Genomic DNA, 20,356 nt, shown 5'->3' with positions numbered 1-20,356 from the left:
AATTTTGCTTCCTGCAAATGCTGCCAATTGGTTGGAAACCGCTAAGTCCATTGTTGTTAAAATCGTGTTAATCACAATATTTAAAGTTAGTACATTACAAGTTTGTGTCAATATAAAGTCTAGGTACATATCAATTCTTATTGCTTATTTTATTAATCTATCAATGGTGGTTTTGTTGTACTAGATATAAGTTAAATAGCTTGCTGAAAGTTAAGTGATTAACTATATTTTCGTAAGTACCTAGCTGAGAACTCTCCATGAACATTTCTAAAAAATTAAAGTTATCTTTTGCGTCGGCCATTGCGCTTCCTCTTATAATTATTGCCGTTTTAGTCACTACTCAATTAAGACAGCAGGCATTAGATAATTTCGCTGAACTAAGTGAACGAGAGGCGAGACAAGTCGATAACGGCATTAGTATGTTTTTTGACGAAATAGAGAAAAACGTCGATTATCTTGCTTCTCATTCCGCTATTTTAGACGCCGAGCAAGGCGTTAAAACCCACATGCAATCGCCTAATTCAGTGAAACTTGATCACGTAAATGGCAGTAACACAGAAAAAACCGCTTTTAACTTATTTGATCATTTTGGCAAAACCCATCCAGGCCTTGCTTACATCTACATGGGGAACGAGCAAGGTGGTTATATTCAATGGCCAGAGGGTGAAGTGACAGCAAATTATGACCCAAGAGTTAGGCCTTGGTATAAAACGGGTAAAGCAGCAAATGGTAAAACAGTAAGAACCAATGCCTATTATTGGGCGGCAGATGACATGGTTATAGTGTCCACAGTAAAAGCCATTAAACAAGCTGGCGAGTTTATTGGCGTACAGGGCATGGACGTCTCTTTGCAGGGCCTTACAGATATTATTGCTAACATTAAACTTGGTGAAACCGGCTATCTAATGCTGATTGAAGATAGCGGCAATGTGCTGGTTGATGTTAAAAATGCTGATTATCGGTTTAAACAATTAAGCCAGATTGATAATGGTAAATACAAACAGCTTGCCAATAACAATCATGGTCAGTTTGAAATAGACATTAATGGCAAAGATTACTTGGCTAATATTTATACTTCGCAAAAGCTAGGCTGGAAATTTATAGGTCTAGTTGAAAAATCTGAAGTAATGAGTGCAGCAAACGCAACGACAATTACCATTTTAGTCATCAGTGCAATTCTGATTGCTGTATTCATTCTTGTTGCTAGCTATATTTCAAAATTAATTTCTGCACCTATTGTTGAGGTAAGTGATGGCCTTACGGAGATATCCCAAGGTGGAGGTGATTTAACTAAGCGTTTAGTTATTAAAACACGCGATGAAACAGCAAAACTAGCAAACAGCTTTAATTTATTTTTAAACTTGATATCGGACTTGGTTAAGCAAATTAATGACTGCGCACAGAATGTTAGTGAGACTTCTGCACACACCTCGTCACAAGCTTCTCAATTATCAGGTTCAACATCTCAACAACAGCAAGCTCTTGAAATGGCGGCAACAGCCATTAATGAAATGGCGGCAACAGCAAATGAGGTTTCTGCCAGTTGTGCAAATGCAGCCGAACTTGCTTCGCAAACTCAACAAGCCTCTGAACTTGGACAAAGTGTTATTACTGAGACGGTTGATAGCGTTGTATCTTTGTCAGAAGTGATCACCAAAGCAACTCAAGATATAAACCAACTCGATGCTGAAAGTGAAAACATCATGTCGATTCTTAGTGTTATCCGTGGCATTGCTGAACAAACTAATTTATTAGCGCTAAATGCAGCTATTGAGGCTGCACGTGCCGGTGACCATGGTCGAGGATTTGCTGTTGTTGCAGACGAGGTCCGAGCGCTATCGCAAAGAACATCAGAGTCAACAGAAGAAATAGCAAGTCAACTCGATACGTTGCGCAAGATGTCTGATCAGGTGTCTAAAGAAATGACAACCAGCTTGAACCGCACAAATAAAACAGTTGAGTTGGCGCATTCTGCACAGCAGCAATTTAGCGAAATTACTGCTTCAATCGTTAATATAAGTGATTTAAACACACAAATAGCGACCGCAGCCGAAGAACAACAGCACGTAGCTGAAGATATTAATCGTAATGTTGTAGAAATTAAAAACGCCGCTGACGATGTTAGTGATATTGCACAGGGAGCGCGTGAAAATGGCGAGCGGTTGAATCAGCTATCTCATCTACTTACCGACCTAGTCGGTAAATTTAAGGTGTAGTTAAAATTGGGTCAAAATGCATTTTCTATATCAGGAACAGATTTTCTGTTCCTTTTTTATTGGAATTTGTTGATCTAATGATAATTAAGGTTTAGTTTTTGTAATACTATAATCAAAAGATAAGTTAAACATGCTAGGAAAAATATTTAAGACAAACAAGAACAAACAAACTATCTACATAGTTTTTATCATGGTTTTCTTTATATTTTCCTTCCACCTTATTATCAGTTACCTACAATTTAACTACCAAAAACAGTTTGCCAATTCTTTATTATTAAAAGCAGAAAGCATATCGAGTGATTTAGTAGCTTCGATGCAAGATGTTTCATCAATATCACCGAGTCAGTGTGATGCAAAGACAATAAACGAACTTCGTATAATTCTCTCAAAATATGAATACACCCATGATTTGGGTTTGATTTTTGATGATAGGGTTTTGTGTTCAGCTAACTGGGGATTATTAGATGCTCCATTTTTGCTTGAAGGGATTTTTTATCATTCACCTTCTGGTTATCACTTTGCTACCAAAGTTAGCGGTATTTTTCCAGTTTCGACTAGGTATGACATTACAAAAAAAGATAACGTTATTGCTTTTACAATCAATGAGCCATTTAAGAGTTTTGATCACTTAGATAAGGGGTTTTCTTATAAAATTGTGTCAAAAAATAAGGAGCATACTTTTCATAATTACTCGTCGCAGTACCAATTAAAAAACAATACTTTGTTGAAATCTCAGGTATTAGAAATATGTAGTAAAAAGTTTCAATACTGTGTTGAAACAACGAATAATCGTCCTGGATTACTTTATTTACCTGTGTATGTATCTGCATTACTTATTTGTTTGATCGGGTTAGTCAGCTTTTTAATTGCTTACTCTATTATTTCATTTTTAGATAAGAATCATTCAATCGAGTTTAGGCTGCGTAAGGCCATTCAAAGCGGCGATTTATATTTAGAGTATCAACCAATTATTGAATTAAAAAATTGTAAAATTGTCGGTGTTGAAAGCTTGGTTAGGTGGAAAGACGCGGTTCATGGAAACGTATCACCTGAACTATTTTTAAGTATTGCAGAGCAGTTAAGTTTGTACTCAAAGTTGGCATATGACTCAGTTAAACGTGCATTTATAGAGCTTTCCCCGATTTTGCATCGTGACCCAGAATTCACAGTTGCTATTAATGTAAATGCTTATGAAATTCAGACTCCAGAATATTTAGACCGCTTGAATAAGCTTTGTGTTAGGTATCAGATAAAACCTCAGCAAGTTAAAATTGAAATAACGGAGCGTATAGGTTTGCCTTTAAAAGAGTTATCTGATTTTGCGACAAGGGCAAAAGATTTTGGCTTCGTCATAGCACTTGATGATTTTGGAACCGGAGTATCTAACCTTGTTTGGCTGACAGAGATTAACTTCGATATCATTAAAATTGATAAAATACTTACCCAATCGATCACAGATGAATTCAAAAAGGATATGGTATTAGCCATCATGTCTCTGGTTTCAAATCTAAATCGTCTGGTCATTTTTGAAGGTGTTGAGACGGTTGAAGAATACAGCTTTATAAAAGAATATAATTCTGATCATCAAGTCCAAGGTTGGTACTTTTATAAGTCTTTATCATTAACCGAACTACATAAAGTACTTGATGAGAAAAAAGGATTGCAGTGAAAATAGAAAGTGTGAACTCTGATGATTATCCAGAGCTACTTGATGTGTGGGAAAACTCAGTACGAGCGACTCATGATTTTATAACAGAAGACGATATAGCCTTTTTTAAGCCAATTATTATTGAGCAAGCTTTTCCCAACGTAACTTTAAAGTGCATTAAGAGTGAACATAAAACAATTTTAGGCTTCGTTGGTGTACACGATAGCAAAATAGAAATGCTGTTCATTTTAGATGCCGCAAGAGGTAAGGGGGTTGGTAAAGCACTTCTGAACTATGCAATTGAGCAATTAGCTGCCAACAAAGTGGATGTAAATGAGCAAAACCCACTTGCAGTTGAGTTTTATCAGCACATGGGTTTTAAAGTTGCCTCACGTTCCCCTTTAGATGATATGGGCAAGCCTTTTCCAATATTTCATATGGAACTCGTGTAGGAATGGCTTTAGCCGTGAATTTAGATGTTCGGCGTTAAAACGCCTCCTACAAACTTTCACCTTGTAGCTTTCTAACTTTCCTCCTTGAAACTTGTAACTCGCTAACTCGTTACCTATCTTTTGCTTAATTAGCTGTACGCGATATGCTGAAGCAACGAATAAAGCATTACATTGGAGTGACAAATGAAGCTCAATCAGGTGACGTTGCCTGTAAAGGATATGAACGAAGCGGTGGCTTTTTATTTAGCATTAGGAATGATTCAGATTGTGGATACCCCGCATTACGCACGCTTTCAATGCCCAGATGGTGATGCCACATTTTCGCTGTCATTAGAAACTGAAGAGTTTAGTAATAGCGCGGTAATATACTTTGAACATGAGCAGCTCGATGAGCTTTACGCAAGCCTTGTTGAAAAAGGCATTAGTTTTGAACAGCCACCAACCGCCCAGCGCTATTTATGGACGGAAGCAATTCTAAAAGACCCATCAGGGAATAAAATTAAATTGTATTGGGCAGGAGAGAACCGCTTAAACCCACCATGGAAGGTAGAAAAACGAGGATAAAAAAGGCGCTAAGGTCTTGCCCCTAGCGCCTAATATCTAAAAGCTATTATCTAAAAAGTAAGCTCTAAAAATTTTACTGTTTTTCTTTCAGTAATTGTTTTAGTTCGGCCATTTCAGCTTGTAGCTGAGCAATTTGCCCTTTAGTTGCTGGCATGTCGGCATCAGATGTTTGCTCTTCGCGGGCGTTGCGATGCTCTTCAGACATAACTTCTAAAATTGCACCAACCATCATGTTTAAAAATACAAAGGCTGTTAAGAAGATGAACGTTAGGTAGAAAATCCAGCTGAGCTCATACACAGCCATAGTTTCATACATAACATCAGTCCAATCTTCAAACGTGGCAATTCTGAATAGGGTGAGCATAGAAATAGATACATCGCCCCATAATACCGGGTTAATATCAGCAAATAACATGCTACCCATAGCGGCATAAATATAGAAGATCACAAACATGAGTAGGGCGATATAGCCCATTTGTGGAATGGCTTTTAAAAGCGAGTTAACCAGCAGTCTAAGCTCTGGGATCATTGATACAAGTCGCAACACGCGGAAAATACGTAGTAATCGAGCGATAAAAATTGTTGAACCAGCTGCAGGGTAAAGGCTACCAACTACGATTATAAAATCGAAAATGTTCCAACCTTTGCTAAAAAAATCTTTAAAGCCCCGGCTTGCAATAAAACGGATCACTAGCTCAACTAAAAAGAAAACCGTGATGCCTAAGTCCATCCAATGTAAGGCAAGCTCGGCCGTTGGATGAAGTGAATAGGTGTGTGCCCCGACTGTTAATGCCGAAATAACAATAACAGCAATAACAAATGATTGAAAAATTTTACTTTTATCGATACGCTGAAACAGCTGTTGTAACTGCGACAACATCATATAGAACCCTTTGGTAATAATATTTAAACCCACGCAATATACAGGAAAATGCAGCACCAATGTATAACTACATAAAGGAAATTAAATGTTTTTTAATGCTTTAAAATTGGCCGTAATCGCGACTGTTGCTGTGTGTTTATCAGCGTGTAGCTCAGATGCCCGTTATCATGAAATTCAATCGGCACGTTTAAGTGAATGCAATTATATGGCTGATAAAGAGTATCACGAGTGTGTAAAGCGCCAGCAGGACAGTTACGAAGAGTTTAAAAAACAACAAGCAGAACATGACTAAAACTGAAAAACGTCAAGACAAAGCAATTCGAGTTGCGTTAACACAAGCGTGTGAACTAGCAAAAGATCAGGTACACGAATTTTCATGGTTAACTCATACTGCTGATCTAAAAAAGCTACCGCAATCACTAAAAGTAAGTTGTTATTGTAAAGAACTGCCGTTAACCGCTGAGCAAACCCAGTTAATTACCAATCTAATTATCAAAGAATTGAGCGCTGTAGATTTAGCTATTAATGCAAAAGCAATTTCATTTTTAAAGGAATAATGATGAATTTAACCTCAAAAAAGTTAGTTACTCTAAATTTAGCACTGGCTGTGCTATGTGTTGGGTTCGGTGTCTATAGTGTGCAATCAGGCCCACATACTCTTGTATCTTATAATGGGTTTATATTTGCAATCGGTTTTATGGTGCAGGCCTATCGCTCAACAGAAAAGTTCGCAGCCAAAACAGCCCTTAGTAAAACACTTACGACAACAGACACAAGCCTAACAGTTAAGCAGGTTTATTATGGTGATAAAGAAGAGACACTTGAATTAAGCCGTATTACCCAACTGAAAGTTGCTGATAACTATTTAGCCGTCATATTAGATGGCAACGGCCAAGGTTACGACTTTCAAATTAAAGGCAAGGCTGATGCTATCATTAAACGCTTAAATGAGATATTGCCAAAGGAGCTGCTTAAAAACAGCCCAATCAAACAGGTTTAATTTGGTAAGCCAGCCGCAAATAGCTATAATCGGCAAAAATTATTGAAAGAGATTTTGCAATGGCAGTGCCTACGCGTTCACAAATTTCAATTGGCTGCGAAGTCAACATTGTATTAAAACAAGATCAACGAACAGGTCAGTTAACTCAAGGCGTGGTGTCACGTATTTTAACTAAATCACCGAATCACCCGCATGGCATTAAAGTTCAACTTGATGATGGTCAAGTAGGGCGCGTGAAAGAGATTTTATCATGAGTGTTTTAAGCGAAAGTGAATTTTGGCAACTCGTGACCGCCGAAGATAAAACTGCTGAGCCTGAGTCTGTTTGTAATGCATTAAAAGCAAAGCTGACTGATTTATCTGACCAGCAGCTGATGGAATTTGATAAGCAGTTTAACCTACGTATGCGCAAAGCCTATACCTGGGACTTATTTGGTGCCGCTTATGTAATGGCCGGTTGTAATGACGATTATGGTTTTTCTGAGTTTTTATGTTGGCTTATTTCACGTGGTGAACAGGCGTTTTTAAAGGCGCTTGAAAACCCAGACTCAATTGCAGAGTGTACGCCGGTTTATCATTTAAACGAACAGCCTTACCCGTATTTAGATGAATACGATTTAATTGCCGGTATGCTTTACGAAGAACGTAATGACGACGAGTTACCTTTTATTCCATCAGGTCTTGAGCAACCAAAAGGTAAACGCTTTAAAGATAAAGCCAAGTATTTAAAACAAACCTATCCAAATTTATATGCCAAATATTGGCAACAACCGAGTTAATTAAAAGCACCTTCATGGTGCTTTTTTTATGTTCTGTAAGCTACTAACTTAGGGTAAAAGGTTACATAAAAAAGAGCTAAGAAATTTATTAGTACCCAAATTAACTAAATTTATGTTATCTTATTCTTGCTAATACTAGTTTAGTTAATGTTATAAATCAGTGAGCTAACAAATAATAGTAGTTTACTAAAACACAATTCAAAGGAAATGACAGTGTCAGAAAACGTATATCAAGCCCCAGAATCAAATGTAGTATCAACTTCAACAGAAACAACAAGCCTTAGTGTAAAAGAAATACTATTTTCTTTTAACGGCCGCATTCCTCGCAAAACCTATTGGTTTTCAGTACTAGGAATGATTGCTGCTTCATTCGTTTTAATGTTTATTGCCGCATTGCTTTCGGGTGGTAGCGAATCAGCTATCTCTATAATTATGCTTATCTTATATGTGCCACTTATATGGTGTTCGCTAGCTATTCAAATTAAACGCTGGCATGACCGTAATAAATCAGGCTGGTGGGTACTAATTGGCTTTGTTCCTGTAATCGGTGGGATCTGGGCACTTATAGAAAATGGTTTCCTAGCAGGTGATGCAGGTGAGAACCGTTTTGGAAAACCAACAGTATAATACTTATTTGTTGTGTGTTCTTTTAAAGAACACACAACGCGTTTAATAGGGTATTATGAAAAATCTAACGGTAGTGCAAATTTCACGGTTTATTATTAGCTTTACTTGGCTTTACCATGGCCTTTTCCCAAAAATTATCCATATCTCTCCACTTGAACAACGGATGACAGCCAGTTTTGGTTTTAATGCCGAAATTTCAATGCTCATAACACGAGCTGCTGGGGTTGGTGAAATCATCTTTGCGGTGTTGTTTTTTATTTTCTATCGTTCAATTTTAATCAATATAGTCAATATTTTATCGTTAATAGGTTTAATACTGTTTGTAGCTTTTTTACAACCTGCGCTATTGATAGAAGCATTCAATCCGGTGACTACAAATCTTGCGCTGATCGCGTTTAGTACTGTACTAATAATCGAGCTCAAGAACAGCGAAACTAGCAATAAGTGAATTAAACACCATAGCAGTCTTTGATTTCTTTGATCATGGCGCTTGCGAGTGGTGAATTGGCATTTGTTTTAGAGGTTATTAATACAACAGGAATATCGTAGTGATATTTGTTTGGTTGAATAGCTTTAAAAATGCCTTTATCAACCCAGAACTGAGCATAGTGGTCGGGTAAATAACCAATAAACTCACCCGATAAAATCAAATGTGCGATACCTTCATCATGGTAGGCTACCGCACTGTTTTGGTAGTTTAAGCCATCGTTTCTACTTTCTTTATCGCGCATGTAGTTACTGGTAATAACTTCGGCTTCTTTAATAAGCTCATTGATTTGTTTGTCTTCACACTCAAACAGTGGGTGACCAACTGCGCAATACAAAAAGTTAGTTTCGTTATGTAGGGCAGTGTAATCTAATCCGCGAATATGATGACGGCTAACACCAATACCCACTAATGAACGGCCATTGGCTACTGCGGTTTCAACCTCACGGGCTTCACAGACGTTAATATCAAACTGAATGTTTTTACCTTTGCCTTTTAACCTTGCAATTGCGCGGGGAATGGCGCAGCGAGGGTCACTTACCATGGTATCTATCATAGCAATACTTAAACGCCCCGATAGCTCGTTTTTAGAGCTTGCGACGGTATTAGCAAAGGCTTCGCATTGCTGAAGCAGTTCAATTGATGCTTGGTAGGTAATAGCACCTGCATCTGTAATTTCAAAACCACTGCGGCCACGTTTACATAATTTAATACCAAGCCTTACTTCTAAATCTGATAAATGCGCACTGATCGTTGAGCGGCCAATATTCAAACGTGACTCTGCGGCTGAAAGCCCGCCACACTCAACAATTGCTACAAAAACACGCAATAATCGTAGGTCTACATCATGAACTTGCATAGTAGCTCTTTTAGTTCGATAAATCTGGAATGAATAACGATAATTATGCATTTGTAAAACAACTAGAGCAAGCTAGACTGCCACTAATTAAAACTTAATCCTGTTTTTTAGGAGTTATAAATGACATTTAAGTATGGTGTTGACCAATTAACGATAGATAACGTTAATGCGATTGCAGCCGGTACGTTACAGGCAGAGCTTTGCAAAGAAGCTATTGATAGAATTAATAAAAGCCGCCAAAACGTAGATAAAATGGCTGCCTCAGATAAAGCCATTTATGGTATCAATACGGGCTTTGGTCCACTGTGTGATACACAAATTTCTCCACAAGAAACAAACCTATTACAAAAGAACTTATTGATCACACACGCTGTTGGTGTGGGTGAGCCAATTGCTAAGCCTATTTCAAAGTTAATGCTAATCACCAAAGTACATGCATTAAGCCAAGGTTTTTCAGGTATTCGTTTAACTGTTGTTGAGCGTATGCTTAAGTTTATTGAACTAGATATTATCCCGGTTGTACCAGAGCAAGGCTCAGTTGGCGCATCGGGTGATTTAGCACCATTATCACATCTATTTTTACCTCTTTTAGGTGAAGGCGAGTTCTGGGTAAACGACACAATCAAACCCGCGGCAGAGGTATTAAAAGAGCATGGCTTAGAGCCACTTGATCTGCACGCTAAAGAAGGTCTTGCGTTAATCAACGGTACTCAGTTTATTTTATCGCACGCCATTACAGCGCTTACTAAAATGCGTTACTTATTAGACCTTGCAGATATTGCAGGCGCTATGAGCATTGAAGGTATGCAAGGTAGCCAATCACCGTTCCGTGAAGAATTACACGCTATTCGTGCTTTTAAAGGTAACGTTGAAGTTGCCGCGCGTATGCGTAGCTTTTTTGCTAATTCTGAGAATATGGCCTCACATACCAATTGTGATCGTGTACAAGACCCTTATTCACTGCGTTGTATTCCTCAAGTTCATGGTGCGTCACGCAATGCGTATTACCACTTAAAAGAGCTTGCAGAGATAGAAATGAACTCAGTGACTGATAACCCAATTGTTATTAGTGAGGAAGAAGCGATTTCGGGTGGTGGTTTTCACGGTCAACCATTAGCTATGGCTTTAGATTATGCATCTATAGCTGCGGCTGAGCTTGGTAACATTGCTGATCGTCGTTGTTATTTATTGCTTGAAGGTTTACACGGCTTACCACGTTTATTAACCACATCGGGTGGCTTAAACTCAGGTATGATGATCCCGCAATATGTAACCGCAGCACTGGTAACAGAAAATAAGTCATTGTGTTTCCCGCCATCAGCTGACAGCGTACCGACATCAATGGGCCAAGAAGATCACGTATCTATGGGGAGTATCTCTGGTCGTAAGTTAAACCAGATTTTAGGTAACCTAGATAAAATCTTTGCTATTGAGTTGATGTATGCCGCACAAGCAATCGAATTTAGACGTCCTAACAAGTGTTCAGACATTATTGAAGAAAACTTTGCATTAATTCGCAGTAAAGTTGCCAAACTAGAAGAAGACCGCTTACTTAAACCAGACATTGATGCCATGGTTACACTTGTTAAATCGCAAGCGTTCACAGTAAATTTAGGGAGCAAATAATGACTTTTCAAGAACAAATTAAGCAAGGTATCCCAAGCGTATTGCCAGAGCCAAAACCGTATCCAAGTGATGCAAACCGTGCTCCAAAACGTAAAGACATTTTATCGGCTGACGAAAAGCAATTAGCGATTCGTAACGCATTGCGTTATTTCCCTAAAGAATGGCACACCGACTTAGCCGCTGAGTTTGCAGCTGAGCTTAAGCAATTTGGCCGTATTTACATGTATCGTTTTAAGCCTAACTATGAACTTAAAGCGCGTTCTATTAGCGATTACCCGGCTAAATGTGAGCAAGCTGCCGCTATCATGTTAATGATCGACAACAATCTTGATCCCGCAGTAGCACAACACCCAGAAGAGCTTATCACTTACGGTGGTAACGGTGCGGTATTCCAAAACTGGGCGCAGTACTTATTAACCATGAAGTACTTAAGCGAAATGGAAGAAGACCAAACGTTACACATGTATTCTGGTCACCCTATGGGGTTATTCCCATCATCAGTTGAAGCACCGCGCGTGGTTGTGACAAACGGTATGATGATCCCGAACTATTCAAAACCGGATGACTGGGAAAAATTCAATGCACTGGGTGTAACTCAATACGGTCAAATGACTGCGGGTTCATTTATGTATATTGGCCCTCAAGGTATTGTTCACGGAACAACTATTACGGTCATGAATGCATTCCGTAAAGTGCTTGAAAAAGGCGAATCACCAAAAGGTAAGATCTTCTTAACTGCTGGTTTAGGTGGTATGAGTGGTGCGCAGCCTAAAGCGGGTAACATTGCTAACTGTATAACCGTATGTGCTGAGGTTAACCCTAAGGCGGCTATTAAGCGTCACCAACAAGGTTGGGTTGATGAGCTAATCGATAACATGCCAGAGCTTGTTGAGCGTGTACGTACGGCTCAGCAAAATGAAGAAGTGGTTTCGATTGCCTTTATCGGTAACGTGGTTGATGTATGGGAAAGCTTCTTAGCAGAAGATATTTTCATTCACTTAGGTTCAGACCAAACTTCACTTCATAATCCATGGTCAGGCGGTTACTACCCGGTTGATATCAGCTATGAAGAGTCAAATCGTTTAATTCGTGAAGAGCCAGAAGTATTTAAAGAAAAAGTACAAGCGACACTTAAACGCCACGCTGATGCTGTTAACAAGCACACTGCAAAAGGCACTTACTTCTTTGATTACGGTAATGCGTTCTTGTTAGAAGCATCACGCGCTGGTGGCGATGTAATGGCCGACAATGGTATTGATTTTAAATACCCATCGTACGTACAAGATATTCTTGGCCCAATGTGTTTTGACTACGGCTTTGGCCCGTTCCGCTGGGTATGTACCTCAGGTAAACCAGAAGATCTTGATAAAACAGATGCCATTGCTGCAGATGTTTTAAATAAAATCATGGCGGAGTCGCCTGAAGAGATCCAACAGCAAATGCAAGACAACATCACTTGGATCAAAGATGCGAAGCAAAACAAACTCGTTGTTGGCTCGCAAGCTCGTATTCTTTATGCAGACGCACAAGGCCGCGCTGAAATCGCTAAAGCCTTTAATGATGCCATTAATCGTGGCGAGATAGGGCCAGTTGTACTTGGGCGTGACCACCATGACGTAAGTGGTACGGACTCACCTTTCCGCGAAACATCAAACATTTATGATGGTAGCCGCTTCACAGCAGACATGGCGATTCACAATGTAATTGGTGATGGTTTCCGCGGCGCTACTTGGGTATCTATTCACAACGGTGGCGGTGTAGGTTGGGGCGAAGTGATCAACGGTGGTTTTGGTATGCTACTAGACGGTAGTGAAGCTGCCGAGCGCCGTTTGAAATCTATGCTATTATTTGATGTGAATAACGGTATTGCTCGTCGTAGTTGGGCGCGTAACGAAGAAGCTAATTTTGCGATTAAACGTGAAATGGCTCGTACACCTAAACTTAAAGTGACCTTATCGAATAACGTTGATGATGAAATTTTAGCAAACTTAGATTTCTAATTTTGCATAAAATACTAAACCAGCTCGTTTTTGATTAAAAACGGGCTGGTTATATTGTTTGCAGTAATGCTTTATCAACTGCCTTTAACAAAGAAGACTTTGTGGAAGGTTTGGTAATGTAGGCAGTTAAGCCAAAGGTTGCCCACTTGCGAATGATCTCTTTATTTTTGTTGGCACTAATTGCAACAATTGGCAGGTTTTTGCAATTTGGGATACTGCGTAAGTTTTTAGTTGTGTTATACCCATCTAAATTAGGCATGAATAAATCTAGTAACACGAGTGAAAAGCGCTGTTTTTTCAGTTTTTTTATTGCATCTAGCCCGCTTTCAACACTGACGACCTGATATCCCTCTCCAATCAAAATCCTCGATACCATTTCCCTGTAAAATTCGTTGTCTTCTACCACCATAATTTTTATATCGCTCTTTTTTTGTGGCGTCTCAGAGAGGGTACTATGCTGTTCTGATGGAGTAGGAGAAGGTTTATCTTTCATTTCAGCAGTTTTATTTTTTGTTTCTTGAACGGTTTCAGCTGTGTCAGAATTATCTTTTTCATTTAATAACGCAGCAAGTTCAGCAAGAGAAAAGCGTCTTTCTTGTAACCGCTTTTTAAGCTCCTCAGCTACTTTTTCAAGCTGAGACTCTAAAGAGTCGATTAACGGTGACAGGTGCTCTTTTTGTAGGTCTTGTAGTAATTGGTCTTGTAAGACATTTATACCCTTATGATTATTCAGCTTTTCACGGGCATTATTTAAAGTCTCAGTGGCTTGACTGCGATAACTAGCAGCTTCATCAATTAAGTTTTTTAAATCGTCGTCAATTTTACCAAAGTGTTCATCTCTGAGTTTATTGACTTCAGTTTGGCTTTGAGTTCGTTTTAGTGCGTTATGTAAAATCATCTTAAAGCGATAATTTTCGTACATAGGTTTATAAACAAAGTAATCAGAAAAAATACCCTTAATACAACATTTAAAAGCGATCCCTGACTCTTTATTTTCGCATAGTAGAATATTTTCGTGCGGATAATTTAATAATCCTGACTCAGCAAGTAATTTATAACTTTCAATGCTTTTTGAGACACTCTCTCTGGCAAGAATAATGAGCTTTGGCTCTGTGGTAGCGATAACCTCTTCAGCATCTTTATGGCTTGTTAGTGTTCTAAATTCATCAACTTGAGAAGAAAGTACTTCTACTGCACCAGCTAACTCTGTAGGTTTGTCACATAAAATGATAACTTTTGGTCTTCTTTGCGCGTGGTCGACTTTTATTTGCATTGATAGTGGCTCATTTACTAGTCGTTTTATAAAGAATTTGAGTAAGTAACTTCTTTATTTTGCTGAAATAGTTGTAAAAACTCAGTTTGAGTGCTTGGCTTAAAGTAATAAAACCCCTGAATTGACTTAACACCAAGGTTTTTTATCAATAGAAGATCTTCAAACTTCTCAACACCTTCGGCTACAATATCTAAACCGAGTTTATGGGCGATTTCACAGGTACTTACTACTATTGCTTTTTTACTTGGATCTTCGGCACTTCCGTTGACAAAACAGCGATCAATTTTGAGTTCATCAAAGGGAAGCTCATTAAGTTGCTTCATTGAAGAATAGCCTGTTCCAAAATCATCAATTGATAATTTAAAGCCTTTTAGTTTAAACCGTAAAAGAACATCCAACGAAGAACGTATATTGTTAATAATATTACTTTCCGTTAGCTCTAGGGTGATCTGTGAAGTGGGCATGGAAGCATCGGTGCATATGCGCTCAAGTTTTTCAGGAAGACTAACATCACTGAGTTCATTGGCACTAATATTAATACTAAATTGAAGGTTCGATAATAAGGTTCTGTTGATAGACCAAAATTCTACAGTTTGTTTTAAGAGTTGCTTGGTGAGCTCAGCTGTATGATTTGCACTTTCTAGTGTCTCAATAAAGTAGAATGGTGAAACAATACCATTTTGTGGGTGATTCCATCTCGCAAGCGTCTCAACACCAATAATCTTCTCAGTTCTACTACATACTTTAGGCTGGAAGTAAGCGATATATTCGTGTTTATAAAGTGCGTTGATTATCTCTTCACTTGGATAAGTGATATCTTTCTTTTGTGAAGGGGGAGCTTTATTAAACTGACATAGTGCTTTATATAACTCTGCCAACTTACTAACTGATAATGGTTTTTCAATGCATGATATAATATTCAAGCCGTGCAGGGAGGCGAGTGAAGCGGCATTTTTAAGAAAAAGGCTGTTCTCACCACTTAATAGAGCTAACGGTTGCTGAAGGTTTAACTCGCTTAGCTTTCTTAGCATTTCTACACCATCAATAGAAGGCATATTCATGTCTAATAAGATTAGAGAAGCTTGATGGATCTCGGGGCTTGATAAAGCCTTATAACCGCAATCAAAACCAATGAATTTACACGGTGTTTGATTAGAAATTAGAAACTCTAATTGCGTTAATACAAGTTGGCTATCGTCGATGGCTAGAATCAAAGGAGGTTGCTCCAACATACGTTCTACCCTTGGGTGTCTTAATCAGTATTAATTAGTATAGATGTAATTTCATCTTGTGCACTCCTGAACAGCATTTTACACTGGTTAATTAACATTTCGATTTCTTGTAATGATGCTTTCTGACTCACCTCTTCTAATTCTTGAAGTGTGTCAGCTAGTTGGTTGCTCCCTACCGTTTTAGCAGAAGTTTTTAGCTGATGGGCAATATCTTTAATATTATTAGGCTCATCAAGATTCAACTGGTTAATTAGCTTCTCTGAGTCGCTAACAAATTTCTCTAGAAACAATTTTTGGAGGCTTTTATCTGTTCCTACATAGTTTTCTAGCACGTCTAATTGTATAAAAGGAGCTTTGTTTCTAGACTCAGTTTGTAACTTGCTAATTTGAGATGCTTGATCTTCCTTCTCAATTGGTTGTGTCGATTTACCATTTAACCAACGTTTTAATTTTTTATTTAATTCTTGTAGTAATATTGGCTTCGCTAAATAGTCATTCATGCCACACGCCAAGCAAATTTGCTCTTCGCCATCTAAAGCATTAGCAGTTGCAGCGATAATTGGTAATGCAGGCAGATTATTTTGTTTTTCAATGATGCGCCTTTGTTTTGTGAACTCATAACCATCCATCACTGGCATATGGCAATCAGAAATAATTAGCGCAAAATCAAATTGCTCTAGCAATTGCAGTGCTATTTTGCCGTTGTCCGCAATGACGGATTGAAAGCCCAGAGTTGCTAACTGGCGTTTAAATAAGTCTTGATTATAAACATTGTCTTCAACAACAAGTATTAGCTCTTGCAAGCGCTCAGCCTCTTTAATACTTGGTAGTGACATTGCTGAGTTTAAGCTTCGGGAGTCTTCATTTTCTTTAGCGATGATATTTTCTAACTGTGCTATGTGTGTACTCACCTTTGAGGCATAGTATGGGTATAAAGGCAGACTAGAGATATTAACATTGCTTGGTTTAGGTAATTTATCTTGGTTATTATCAAGTAAGATATAATGGCAACGACTACCATCTATGAATACGTCTTTGCCTTCTGTAGTAAGCTGTTGGAAAGACTCTGCAGTGATAATAAGATAGTCATATCTTTGACTATCGACTAGTTGCGCATTGAATAATTCTCTTGGAATCACTTCGCAATTAGCTTGCAGTCTAGTGAGGTGAGCATTTAAGTCGGTTTCAAACTTATCTTCATCACCGACAACGGCAATTTTTATTTCTGTAAGCTTGAACGGAAAATCTGCGACTTCTTGCTGTGCATTAAGTGGTAACTTTACAACAAACTGGCTACCAACACCTTCGAGACTTTGACAATCAATTTCACCCTGCATCATGCCAACCAGTTTGTTGGTGATAGATAACCCTAAACCTGTGCCGCCATATTGGCGCTGAATGCTGTTATCTGCTTGTTCAAAAGGTGTAAAAAGTTTATCTACTTGTTGATTCGACATGCCTTTACCATTGTCTTTTACACCGATTAAATAGAAGTCTGGCTGCTCACTTGGCGTTATAGACACTTCTATTAACCCAGATAAAGTCGCTGTTGTTTTAGTAAATTTAAGCGCATTTCCTACTAGGTTAAGTAAAATTTGTCTTAGCCTTACAGGGTCACCTAGCTGTTTAATTGCTAATTCAGAAGAAAAGTAAAAGGCTAGCTTTAATTTTTTATTATTAGCTTGGTAGGCCAGCAGCTCAGCTAACTCTTTAATTATGTCTAGCCAATCAAATGCTAAGTATTCTAATTGCATTTTACCCGCTTCAATTTTAGAAAAGTCTAAAATATCATTGATTATACGAAGTAAAATTAATGCTGAGCTTTTCGCTACATGTGCTAAATGTTGTTGTTCAGGGTCTAAATGTGACTCACCCAACATATCCAACATTCCAATTACGCCATTCATTGGTGTCCTAATTTCATGGCTCATGGTTGCTAAGAAACGTGATTTAGCTTCACTTGCTAATTCTGCATTCACTTTAGCAGCTTGTAACTCTTTAGCTGAATTTATATTACTGGTTATATTCGTTTGGTAAATTAAGGTGTATTTTCCCGAATCAGTGGCAATATTCTTTAATAAGATTTCAAACCAATACTCAAAAGAGTCAACGAGATACTTGCATTTTAATTCGCAGCAATATTCTTCTGCTGCAGAACAGCTATGTAACATATCTAGTAATTCATCTTTTTCAACTAAAGGTAAATTTTTAATAATATTTAGTACGTTATCTCCTTTTAATATTTCAACCCCCATGAATGTAGCTGTATTAACTTGGCTCGTAATAAGCGGATCAGGGTAAAGGTTTTTCATCGTAATTTCTTGCTCACTATTAAGCATAATTATCGAAGCCGGAAAAGCATTTATTGCTTCTTGTAGCAGCTTCTCTGTAGAGCGTTTAATTGTCAGTAGTTTTTGTGTCTCTTTTCTTTCTTTTTCAGCTTCACTCATTTTGTTAAGAGCTTCTTTGCGAGCTGAGTCTAATTCAAGCTGGATCCTTTTTTGTTTTTCGGACTCGTAAACTTGAGTCGTTGTCTCTTTTACAACACCAACTAATGTGTATGTTTGAGAGCTTTCTTTGAAGCGTATTTTTGAAACAAGGTTGAAGTGCCTTGTTTGACGTTCTGCAAGCGTTAACTGTAACTCAGAGGTTTGCATTAAATTTTGGTTTTTTAATTGGTTAATAATTTTGTTTCGCTGAGTTTGATCAAAACGCTTTAGGATAGCTTTTATTTTTACGAATTCAGTATCTAAAGGAAGATTGAATAAGTTTCTAAATCCCTCAGATGTATTTACCCATTTTGTCTCTATGTCTACTTCAAAACTGCCAATAGAAGCGAGCTGTTCGGAAGCACTCATAAATAGCTGTCTTGTTTTTATATTGTCTTGTGCGAGTATTGCTTGTTTTCTATTTTTTTGTTGTGACTTATTACTTACATATAGGATTAGTAGAAATAAGAAAAACAACGAACTAACTTGCCAGATAAATTTACTTTGAATGGTAGATAAAAACGCATTTTTATTTTTTGAGCTTTCATATGAGTAGCTCCCTAAATTTAGCTCTTGATCCCATACATATGCACTGAGTAGCTCTGATTTATCATATTGATTAGAATTGTTATTTATCAGGCTTTTAAATGAAAGTAAGTCGTCTTCTACAAAGTAACCAGCTCTGGGCATATTTTCTAATGTGATTATTTTCTCTCGCGCTTTAGCTATCAAATGGTTAAGACTCACCTCATAGACTATGAGTGTATTAGTTAATCCACTTTGCGAGATTTTTAAACCTGCGATGAGGTAAATAACACCATTTGCAGGTGTCTCAATTGCTTTTGAAATAATTCGACCTTCATTGATAGCTTCACGCTCAGATTGGATGATACTTTGCAGGTTCATACTATTAAGAAATTGAAGATCACGAGGCTCATCTAGATCCATATCGTTAAAATCTAAATGATTTTGATGTTGTATGGAGGAAAGTGCGCTCAACATTTGATTGGCTTTCTGCTTTTGCCAAAGTTGGTCAAATGTATAGATATTATCTATCGCTTGAAGGTTTAGGTTTCTTAATATCTCAATGTTTGATTGATATTTTAAAAGTTTTTGACTTGCATAGTGTTCAACAAACAAAACAGAGGTTATTCCCACAAAGGTAATAATAAGTTGAATTGTGGTTGCAGTACTGTAGTTTAAACGCTTGTCCTTGCTTAGCGATAATAGCCGAATAATCATACATATTGAAGCAACACATAATATCCCGCCAATAACGGCAAAGCAAAGTGCAAGCAAAGTCTTTTCTTCACCTTGCGTCTTTAATTTTTGTGCACTCAACCGCATTTCAGAGATGATGGTATTACTGTGTTCTATAAGCTCATTCAAATAAGCCGTACTGATATCCCACCATTCAAACTTGGTGATTTTTCCAGTTGCTTTGCCTTGAGATAGTGAGTTGATTAAATTTTCTATTAATAGCTTGTTTTGATTATTGTAGATATTAGCATCTTGGTCATTAAATAAATTTTTAATCAATGAATTATGTTGAGAATGAAGATTAAGTGCTTCTCGTAAGACTACTAATTTAACTTGTTCATCTTCAGATGTTATGTATCTTGCAACTTTTGCTCTGAGCTGCCCACCTAATTCAATTGCTCTTAGTAAAGTGTATAAATCTAACGCTTCAAGGTTATTATCATTACTTTGGCGAATAAAAAACTGCTGCTCGGCTTCAACAATTCGTACTTTTTTTAATAGCAGGTTAATCAAAACCGAGTAGCTTTTAAAAATACTTTCTTTGCTTTTACTTGCTAGTTGGTTTTCATTTCTAATAGACCTTATGTCATTTTCAACTTGCGTCGCAAACTCCTTAAAATAATCTGACTGATCGGCCGCTTTCACATCATCAATGCTAAAATTAGTTGCCTTGATATAGGTGTTAAGTCGCTCTAAATAATCCTTTTCACCCTTTAACCCAGTTGACATTCCGCGTTCACGTTGCAGGGAAAAAATAAGGTTATTTACTTTAGCTAGCCCTTCAAGGTTGACAATGTATTGATTAAGGCTTTTGTTAAAGACCTTTTGTTGGTTGTACTCGTTAATTTCGACATAAAAGAGTGATATGCCAATAATTGATAAAAGAAAGTACAGAATGAACTTAATAAAATAATTCACATCAGGTCCTAACAAAAACGGTTAATGGAAACTATAGTTTATTA

18 protein-coding genes are annotated in these 20,356 nt (G+C 37.7%); 13 read left to right on the top strand and 5 right to left on the bottom strand.

The window, feature by feature from the left end:
* Nucleotides 1-257: 257 nt before the first annotated feature.
* From AAEU31_RS04385 to AAEU31_RS04370, 4 genes are all read left to right on the top strand, one after another.
* Nucleotides 258-2,216, top strand: coding sequence for a methyl-accepting chemotaxis protein (locus tag AAEU31_RS04385; RefSeq protein WP_421966564.1), 1,959 nt, complete (start codon nucleotides 258-260; stop codon nucleotides 2,214-2,216).
* A gap of 130 nt (nucleotides 2,217-2,346) precedes the next feature.
* Nucleotides 2,347-3,885, top strand: coding sequence for an EAL domain-containing protein (locus tag AAEU31_RS04380; protein ID WP_421966563.1), 1,539 nt, complete (start codon nucleotides 2,347-2,349; stop codon nucleotides 3,883-3,885).
* Nucleotides 3,882-4,316 (top strand): GNAT family N-acetyltransferase, encoded by a 435-nt coding sequence (locus tag AAEU31_RS04375; RefSeq protein WP_421966562.1) that lies wholly within the window; start codon nucleotides 3,882-3,884, stop codon nucleotides 4,314-4,316. The genes AAEU31_RS04380 and AAEU31_RS04375 overlap by 4 nt, the downstream gene beginning before the upstream one ends.
* Nucleotides 4,317-4,499: 183 nt before the next feature.
* A complete protein-coding gene (locus tag AAEU31_RS04370; RefSeq protein WP_421966561.1) occupies nucleotides 4,500-4,880 on the top strand; it encodes a VOC family protein in 381 nt (126 codons plus the stop codon).
* A 73-nt stretch (nucleotides 4,881-4,953) separates the two neighbouring features.
* On the opposite strand, the gene AAEU31_RS04365 is transcribed toward AAEU31_RS04370, so the two are convergent.
* The gene (locus AAEU31_RS04365; RefSeq protein ID WP_171040467.1) at nucleotides 4,954-5,760 is read right to left on the bottom strand and encodes an ion transporter; all 807 of its coding nucleotides are present in this window, start codon (nucleotides 5,758-5,760) and stop codon (nucleotides 4,954-4,956) included.
* Between the two features lie 88 nt (nucleotides 5,761-5,848).
* Here AAEU31_RS04365 and AAEU31_RS04360 point away from each other — a divergent pair, with 88 nt between their 5' ends.
* The 7 genes from AAEU31_RS04360 to AAEU31_RS04330 all read left to right on the top strand — a co-directional run bounded on the left by AAEU31_RS04360 (nucleotide 5,849) and on the right by AAEU31_RS04330 (nucleotide 8,616).
* Entirely contained in the window at nucleotides 5,849-6,055 is a 207-nt protein-coding gene (locus tag AAEU31_RS04360; RefSeq protein WP_135926471.1) for a hypothetical protein, read from the top strand.
* Nucleotides 6,048-6,320 carry a hypothetical protein gene (locus tag AAEU31_RS04355; RefSeq protein WP_135926472.1) on the top strand — a complete coding sequence of 91 codons (273 nt, stop codon included), beginning with the start codon at nucleotides 6,048-6,050 and terminating at the stop codon, nucleotides 6,318-6,320. Before AAEU31_RS04360 ends, AAEU31_RS04355 begins: the two co-directional genes overlap by 8 nt.
* Before the next feature lie 2 nt (nucleotides 6,321-6,322).
* Complete coding sequence (locus AAEU31_RS04350) at nucleotides 6,323-6,763, top strand: hypothetical protein (RefSeq protein ID WP_135926473.1); 441 nt, start codon at nucleotides 6,323-6,325, stop codon at nucleotides 6,761-6,763.
* A 59-nt stretch (nucleotides 6,764-6,822) separates the two neighbouring features.
* The gene (locus AAEU31_RS04345; RefSeq protein ID WP_036971837.1) at nucleotides 6,823-7,017 is read left to right on the top strand and encodes a YwbE family protein; all 195 of its coding nucleotides are present in this window, start codon (nucleotides 6,823-6,825) and stop codon (nucleotides 7,015-7,017) included.
* Nucleotides 7,014-7,541, top strand: a complete 528-nt coding sequence (locus tag AAEU31_RS04340; RefSeq protein ID WP_421966560.1) for a DUF4240 domain-containing protein — start codon at nucleotides 7,014-7,016, stop codon at nucleotides 7,539-7,541. Before AAEU31_RS04345 ends, AAEU31_RS04340 begins: the two co-directional genes overlap by 4 nt.
* Nucleotides 7,542-7,754: 213 nt before the next feature.
* Nucleotides 7,755-8,168: a DUF805 domain-containing protein gene (locus tag AAEU31_RS04335; RefSeq protein WP_199527695.1), complete on the top strand. Its 414-nt coding sequence runs from the start codon at nucleotides 7,755-7,757 to the stop codon at nucleotides 8,166-8,168.
* Between the two features lie 55 nt (nucleotides 8,169-8,223).
* Nucleotides 8,224-8,616: a DoxX-like family protein gene (locus AAEU31_RS04330; protein WP_135926476.1), complete on the top strand. Its 393-nt coding sequence runs from the start codon at nucleotides 8,224-8,226 to the stop codon at nucleotides 8,614-8,616.
* 1 nt (nucleotide 8,617) lies between these two features.
* Here AAEU31_RS04330 and AAEU31_RS04325 read toward each other — a convergent pair whose 3' ends face one another.
* Entirely contained in the window at nucleotides 8,618-9,514 is an 897-nt protein-coding gene (locus tag AAEU31_RS04325) for a LysR family transcriptional regulator (RefSeq protein ID WP_135926477.1), read from the bottom strand.
* A gap of 120 nt (nucleotides 9,515-9,634) precedes the next feature.
* On the opposite strand from AAEU31_RS04325, the gene hutH reads away from it, so the two are divergent.
* Both hutH and hutU read left to right on the top strand, forming a co-directional pair.
* Complete coding sequence (gene hutH, locus AAEU31_RS04320) at nucleotides 9,635-11,140, top strand: histidine ammonia-lyase (RefSeq protein WP_421966559.1); 1,506 nt, start codon at nucleotides 9,635-9,637, stop codon at nucleotides 11,138-11,140.
* The gene (gene hutU, locus AAEU31_RS04315) at nucleotides 11,140-13,140 is read left to right on the top strand and encodes a urocanate hydratase (RefSeq protein WP_421966558.1); all 2,001 of its coding nucleotides are present in this window, start codon (nucleotides 11,140-11,142) and stop codon (nucleotides 13,138-13,140) included. Before hutH ends, hutU begins: the two co-directional genes overlap by 1 nt.
* Nucleotides 13,141-13,189: 49 nt before the next feature.
* On the opposite strand, the gene AAEU31_RS04310 is transcribed toward hutU, so the two are convergent.
* Genes AAEU31_RS04310 through AAEU31_RS04300 form a run of 3 tightly spaced genes read right to left on the bottom strand, consistent with a single transcriptional unit; the run spans nucleotide 13,190 to nucleotide 20,312 of the window.
* A complete protein-coding gene (locus AAEU31_RS04310) occupies nucleotides 13,190-14,413 on the bottom strand; it encodes a response regulator (protein ID WP_421966557.1) in 1,224 nt (407 codons plus the stop codon).
* Between the two features lie 26 nt (nucleotides 14,414-14,439).
* Nucleotides 14,440-15,645: an EAL domain-containing response regulator gene (locus AAEU31_RS04305; protein ID WP_421966556.1), complete on the bottom strand. Its 1,206-nt coding sequence runs from the start codon at nucleotides 15,643-15,645 to the stop codon at nucleotides 14,440-14,442.
* Nucleotides 15,646-15,665: 20 nt separating this feature from the next.
* Complete coding sequence (locus AAEU31_RS04300; protein WP_421966555.1) at nucleotides 15,666-20,312, bottom strand: ATP-binding protein; 4,647 nt, start codon at nucleotides 20,310-20,312, stop codon at nucleotides 15,666-15,668.
* Nucleotides 20,313-20,356: the final 44 nt, after the last annotated feature.

The sequence above is a fragment of the Pseudoalteromonas thalassia genome (genome assembly GCF_049257215.1).
GTDB classification, from domain to species: domain Bacteria; phylum Pseudomonadota; class Gammaproteobacteria; order Enterobacterales; family Alteromonadaceae; genus Pseudoalteromonas; species Pseudoalteromonas lipolytica_C.
Note: the sequence above shows the minus strand (reverse complement) of the source record. Positions and strands in the feature narration are given on the sequence as shown.

Excerpts from the sequence above, each read along its gene's own strand:
- AAEU31_RS04385 (WP_421966564.1), top strand. The coding sequence starts at position 258 with ATGAACATTTCTAAAAAATTAAAGTTATCTTTTGCGTCGGCCATTGCG.
- AAEU31_RS04380 (WP_421966563.1), top strand. The coding sequence starts at position 2,347 with ATGCTAGGAAAAATATTTAAGACAAACAAGAACAAACAAACTATCTAC.
- AAEU31_RS04370 (WP_421966561.1), top strand. The coding sequence starts at position 4,500 with ATGAAGCTCAATCAGGTGACGTTGCCTGTAAAGGATATGAACGAAGCG.
- AAEU31_RS04365 (WP_171040467.1), bottom strand. The coding sequence starts at position 5,760 with ATGTTGTCGCAGTTACAACAGCTGTTTCAGCGTATCGATAAAAGTAAA.
- AAEU31_RS04360 (WP_135926471.1), top strand. The coding sequence starts at position 5,849 with ATGTTTTTTAATGCTTTAAAATTGGCCGTAATCGCGACTGTTGCTGTG.
- AAEU31_RS04355 (WP_135926472.1), top strand. The coding sequence starts at position 6,048 with ATGACTAAAACTGAAAAACGTCAAGACAAAGCAATTCGAGTTGCGTTA.
- AAEU31_RS04350 (WP_135926473.1), top strand. The coding sequence starts at position 6,323 with ATGAATTTAACCTCAAAAAAGTTAGTTACTCTAAATTTAGCACTGGCT.
- AAEU31_RS04345 (WP_036971837.1), top strand. The coding sequence starts at position 6,823 with ATGGCAGTGCCTACGCGTTCACAAATTTCAATTGGCTGCGAAGTCAAC.
- AAEU31_RS04340 (WP_421966560.1), top strand. The coding sequence starts at position 7,014 with ATGAGTGTTTTAAGCGAAAGTGAATTTTGGCAACTCGTGACCGCCGAA.
- AAEU31_RS04330 (WP_135926476.1), top strand. The coding sequence starts at position 8,224 with ATGAAAAATCTAACGGTAGTGCAAATTTCACGGTTTATTATTAGCTTT.
- AAEU31_RS04325 (WP_135926477.1), bottom strand. The coding sequence starts at position 9,514 with ATGCAAGTTCATGATGTAGACCTACGATTATTGCGTGTTTTTGTAGCA.
- hutH (WP_421966559.1), top strand. The coding sequence starts at position 9,635 with ATGACATTTAAGTATGGTGTTGACCAATTAACGATAGATAACGTTAAT.
- hutU (WP_421966558.1), top strand. The coding sequence starts at position 11,140 with ATGACTTTTCAAGAACAAATTAAGCAAGGTATCCCAAGCGTATTGCCA.
- AAEU31_RS04310 (WP_421966557.1), bottom strand. The coding sequence starts at position 14,413 with ATGCAAATAAAAGTCGACCACGCGCAAAGAAGACCAAAAGTTATCATT.
- AAEU31_RS04305 (WP_421966556.1), bottom strand. The coding sequence starts at position 15,645 with ATGTTGGAGCAACCTCCTTTGATTCTAGCCATCGACGATAGCCAACTT.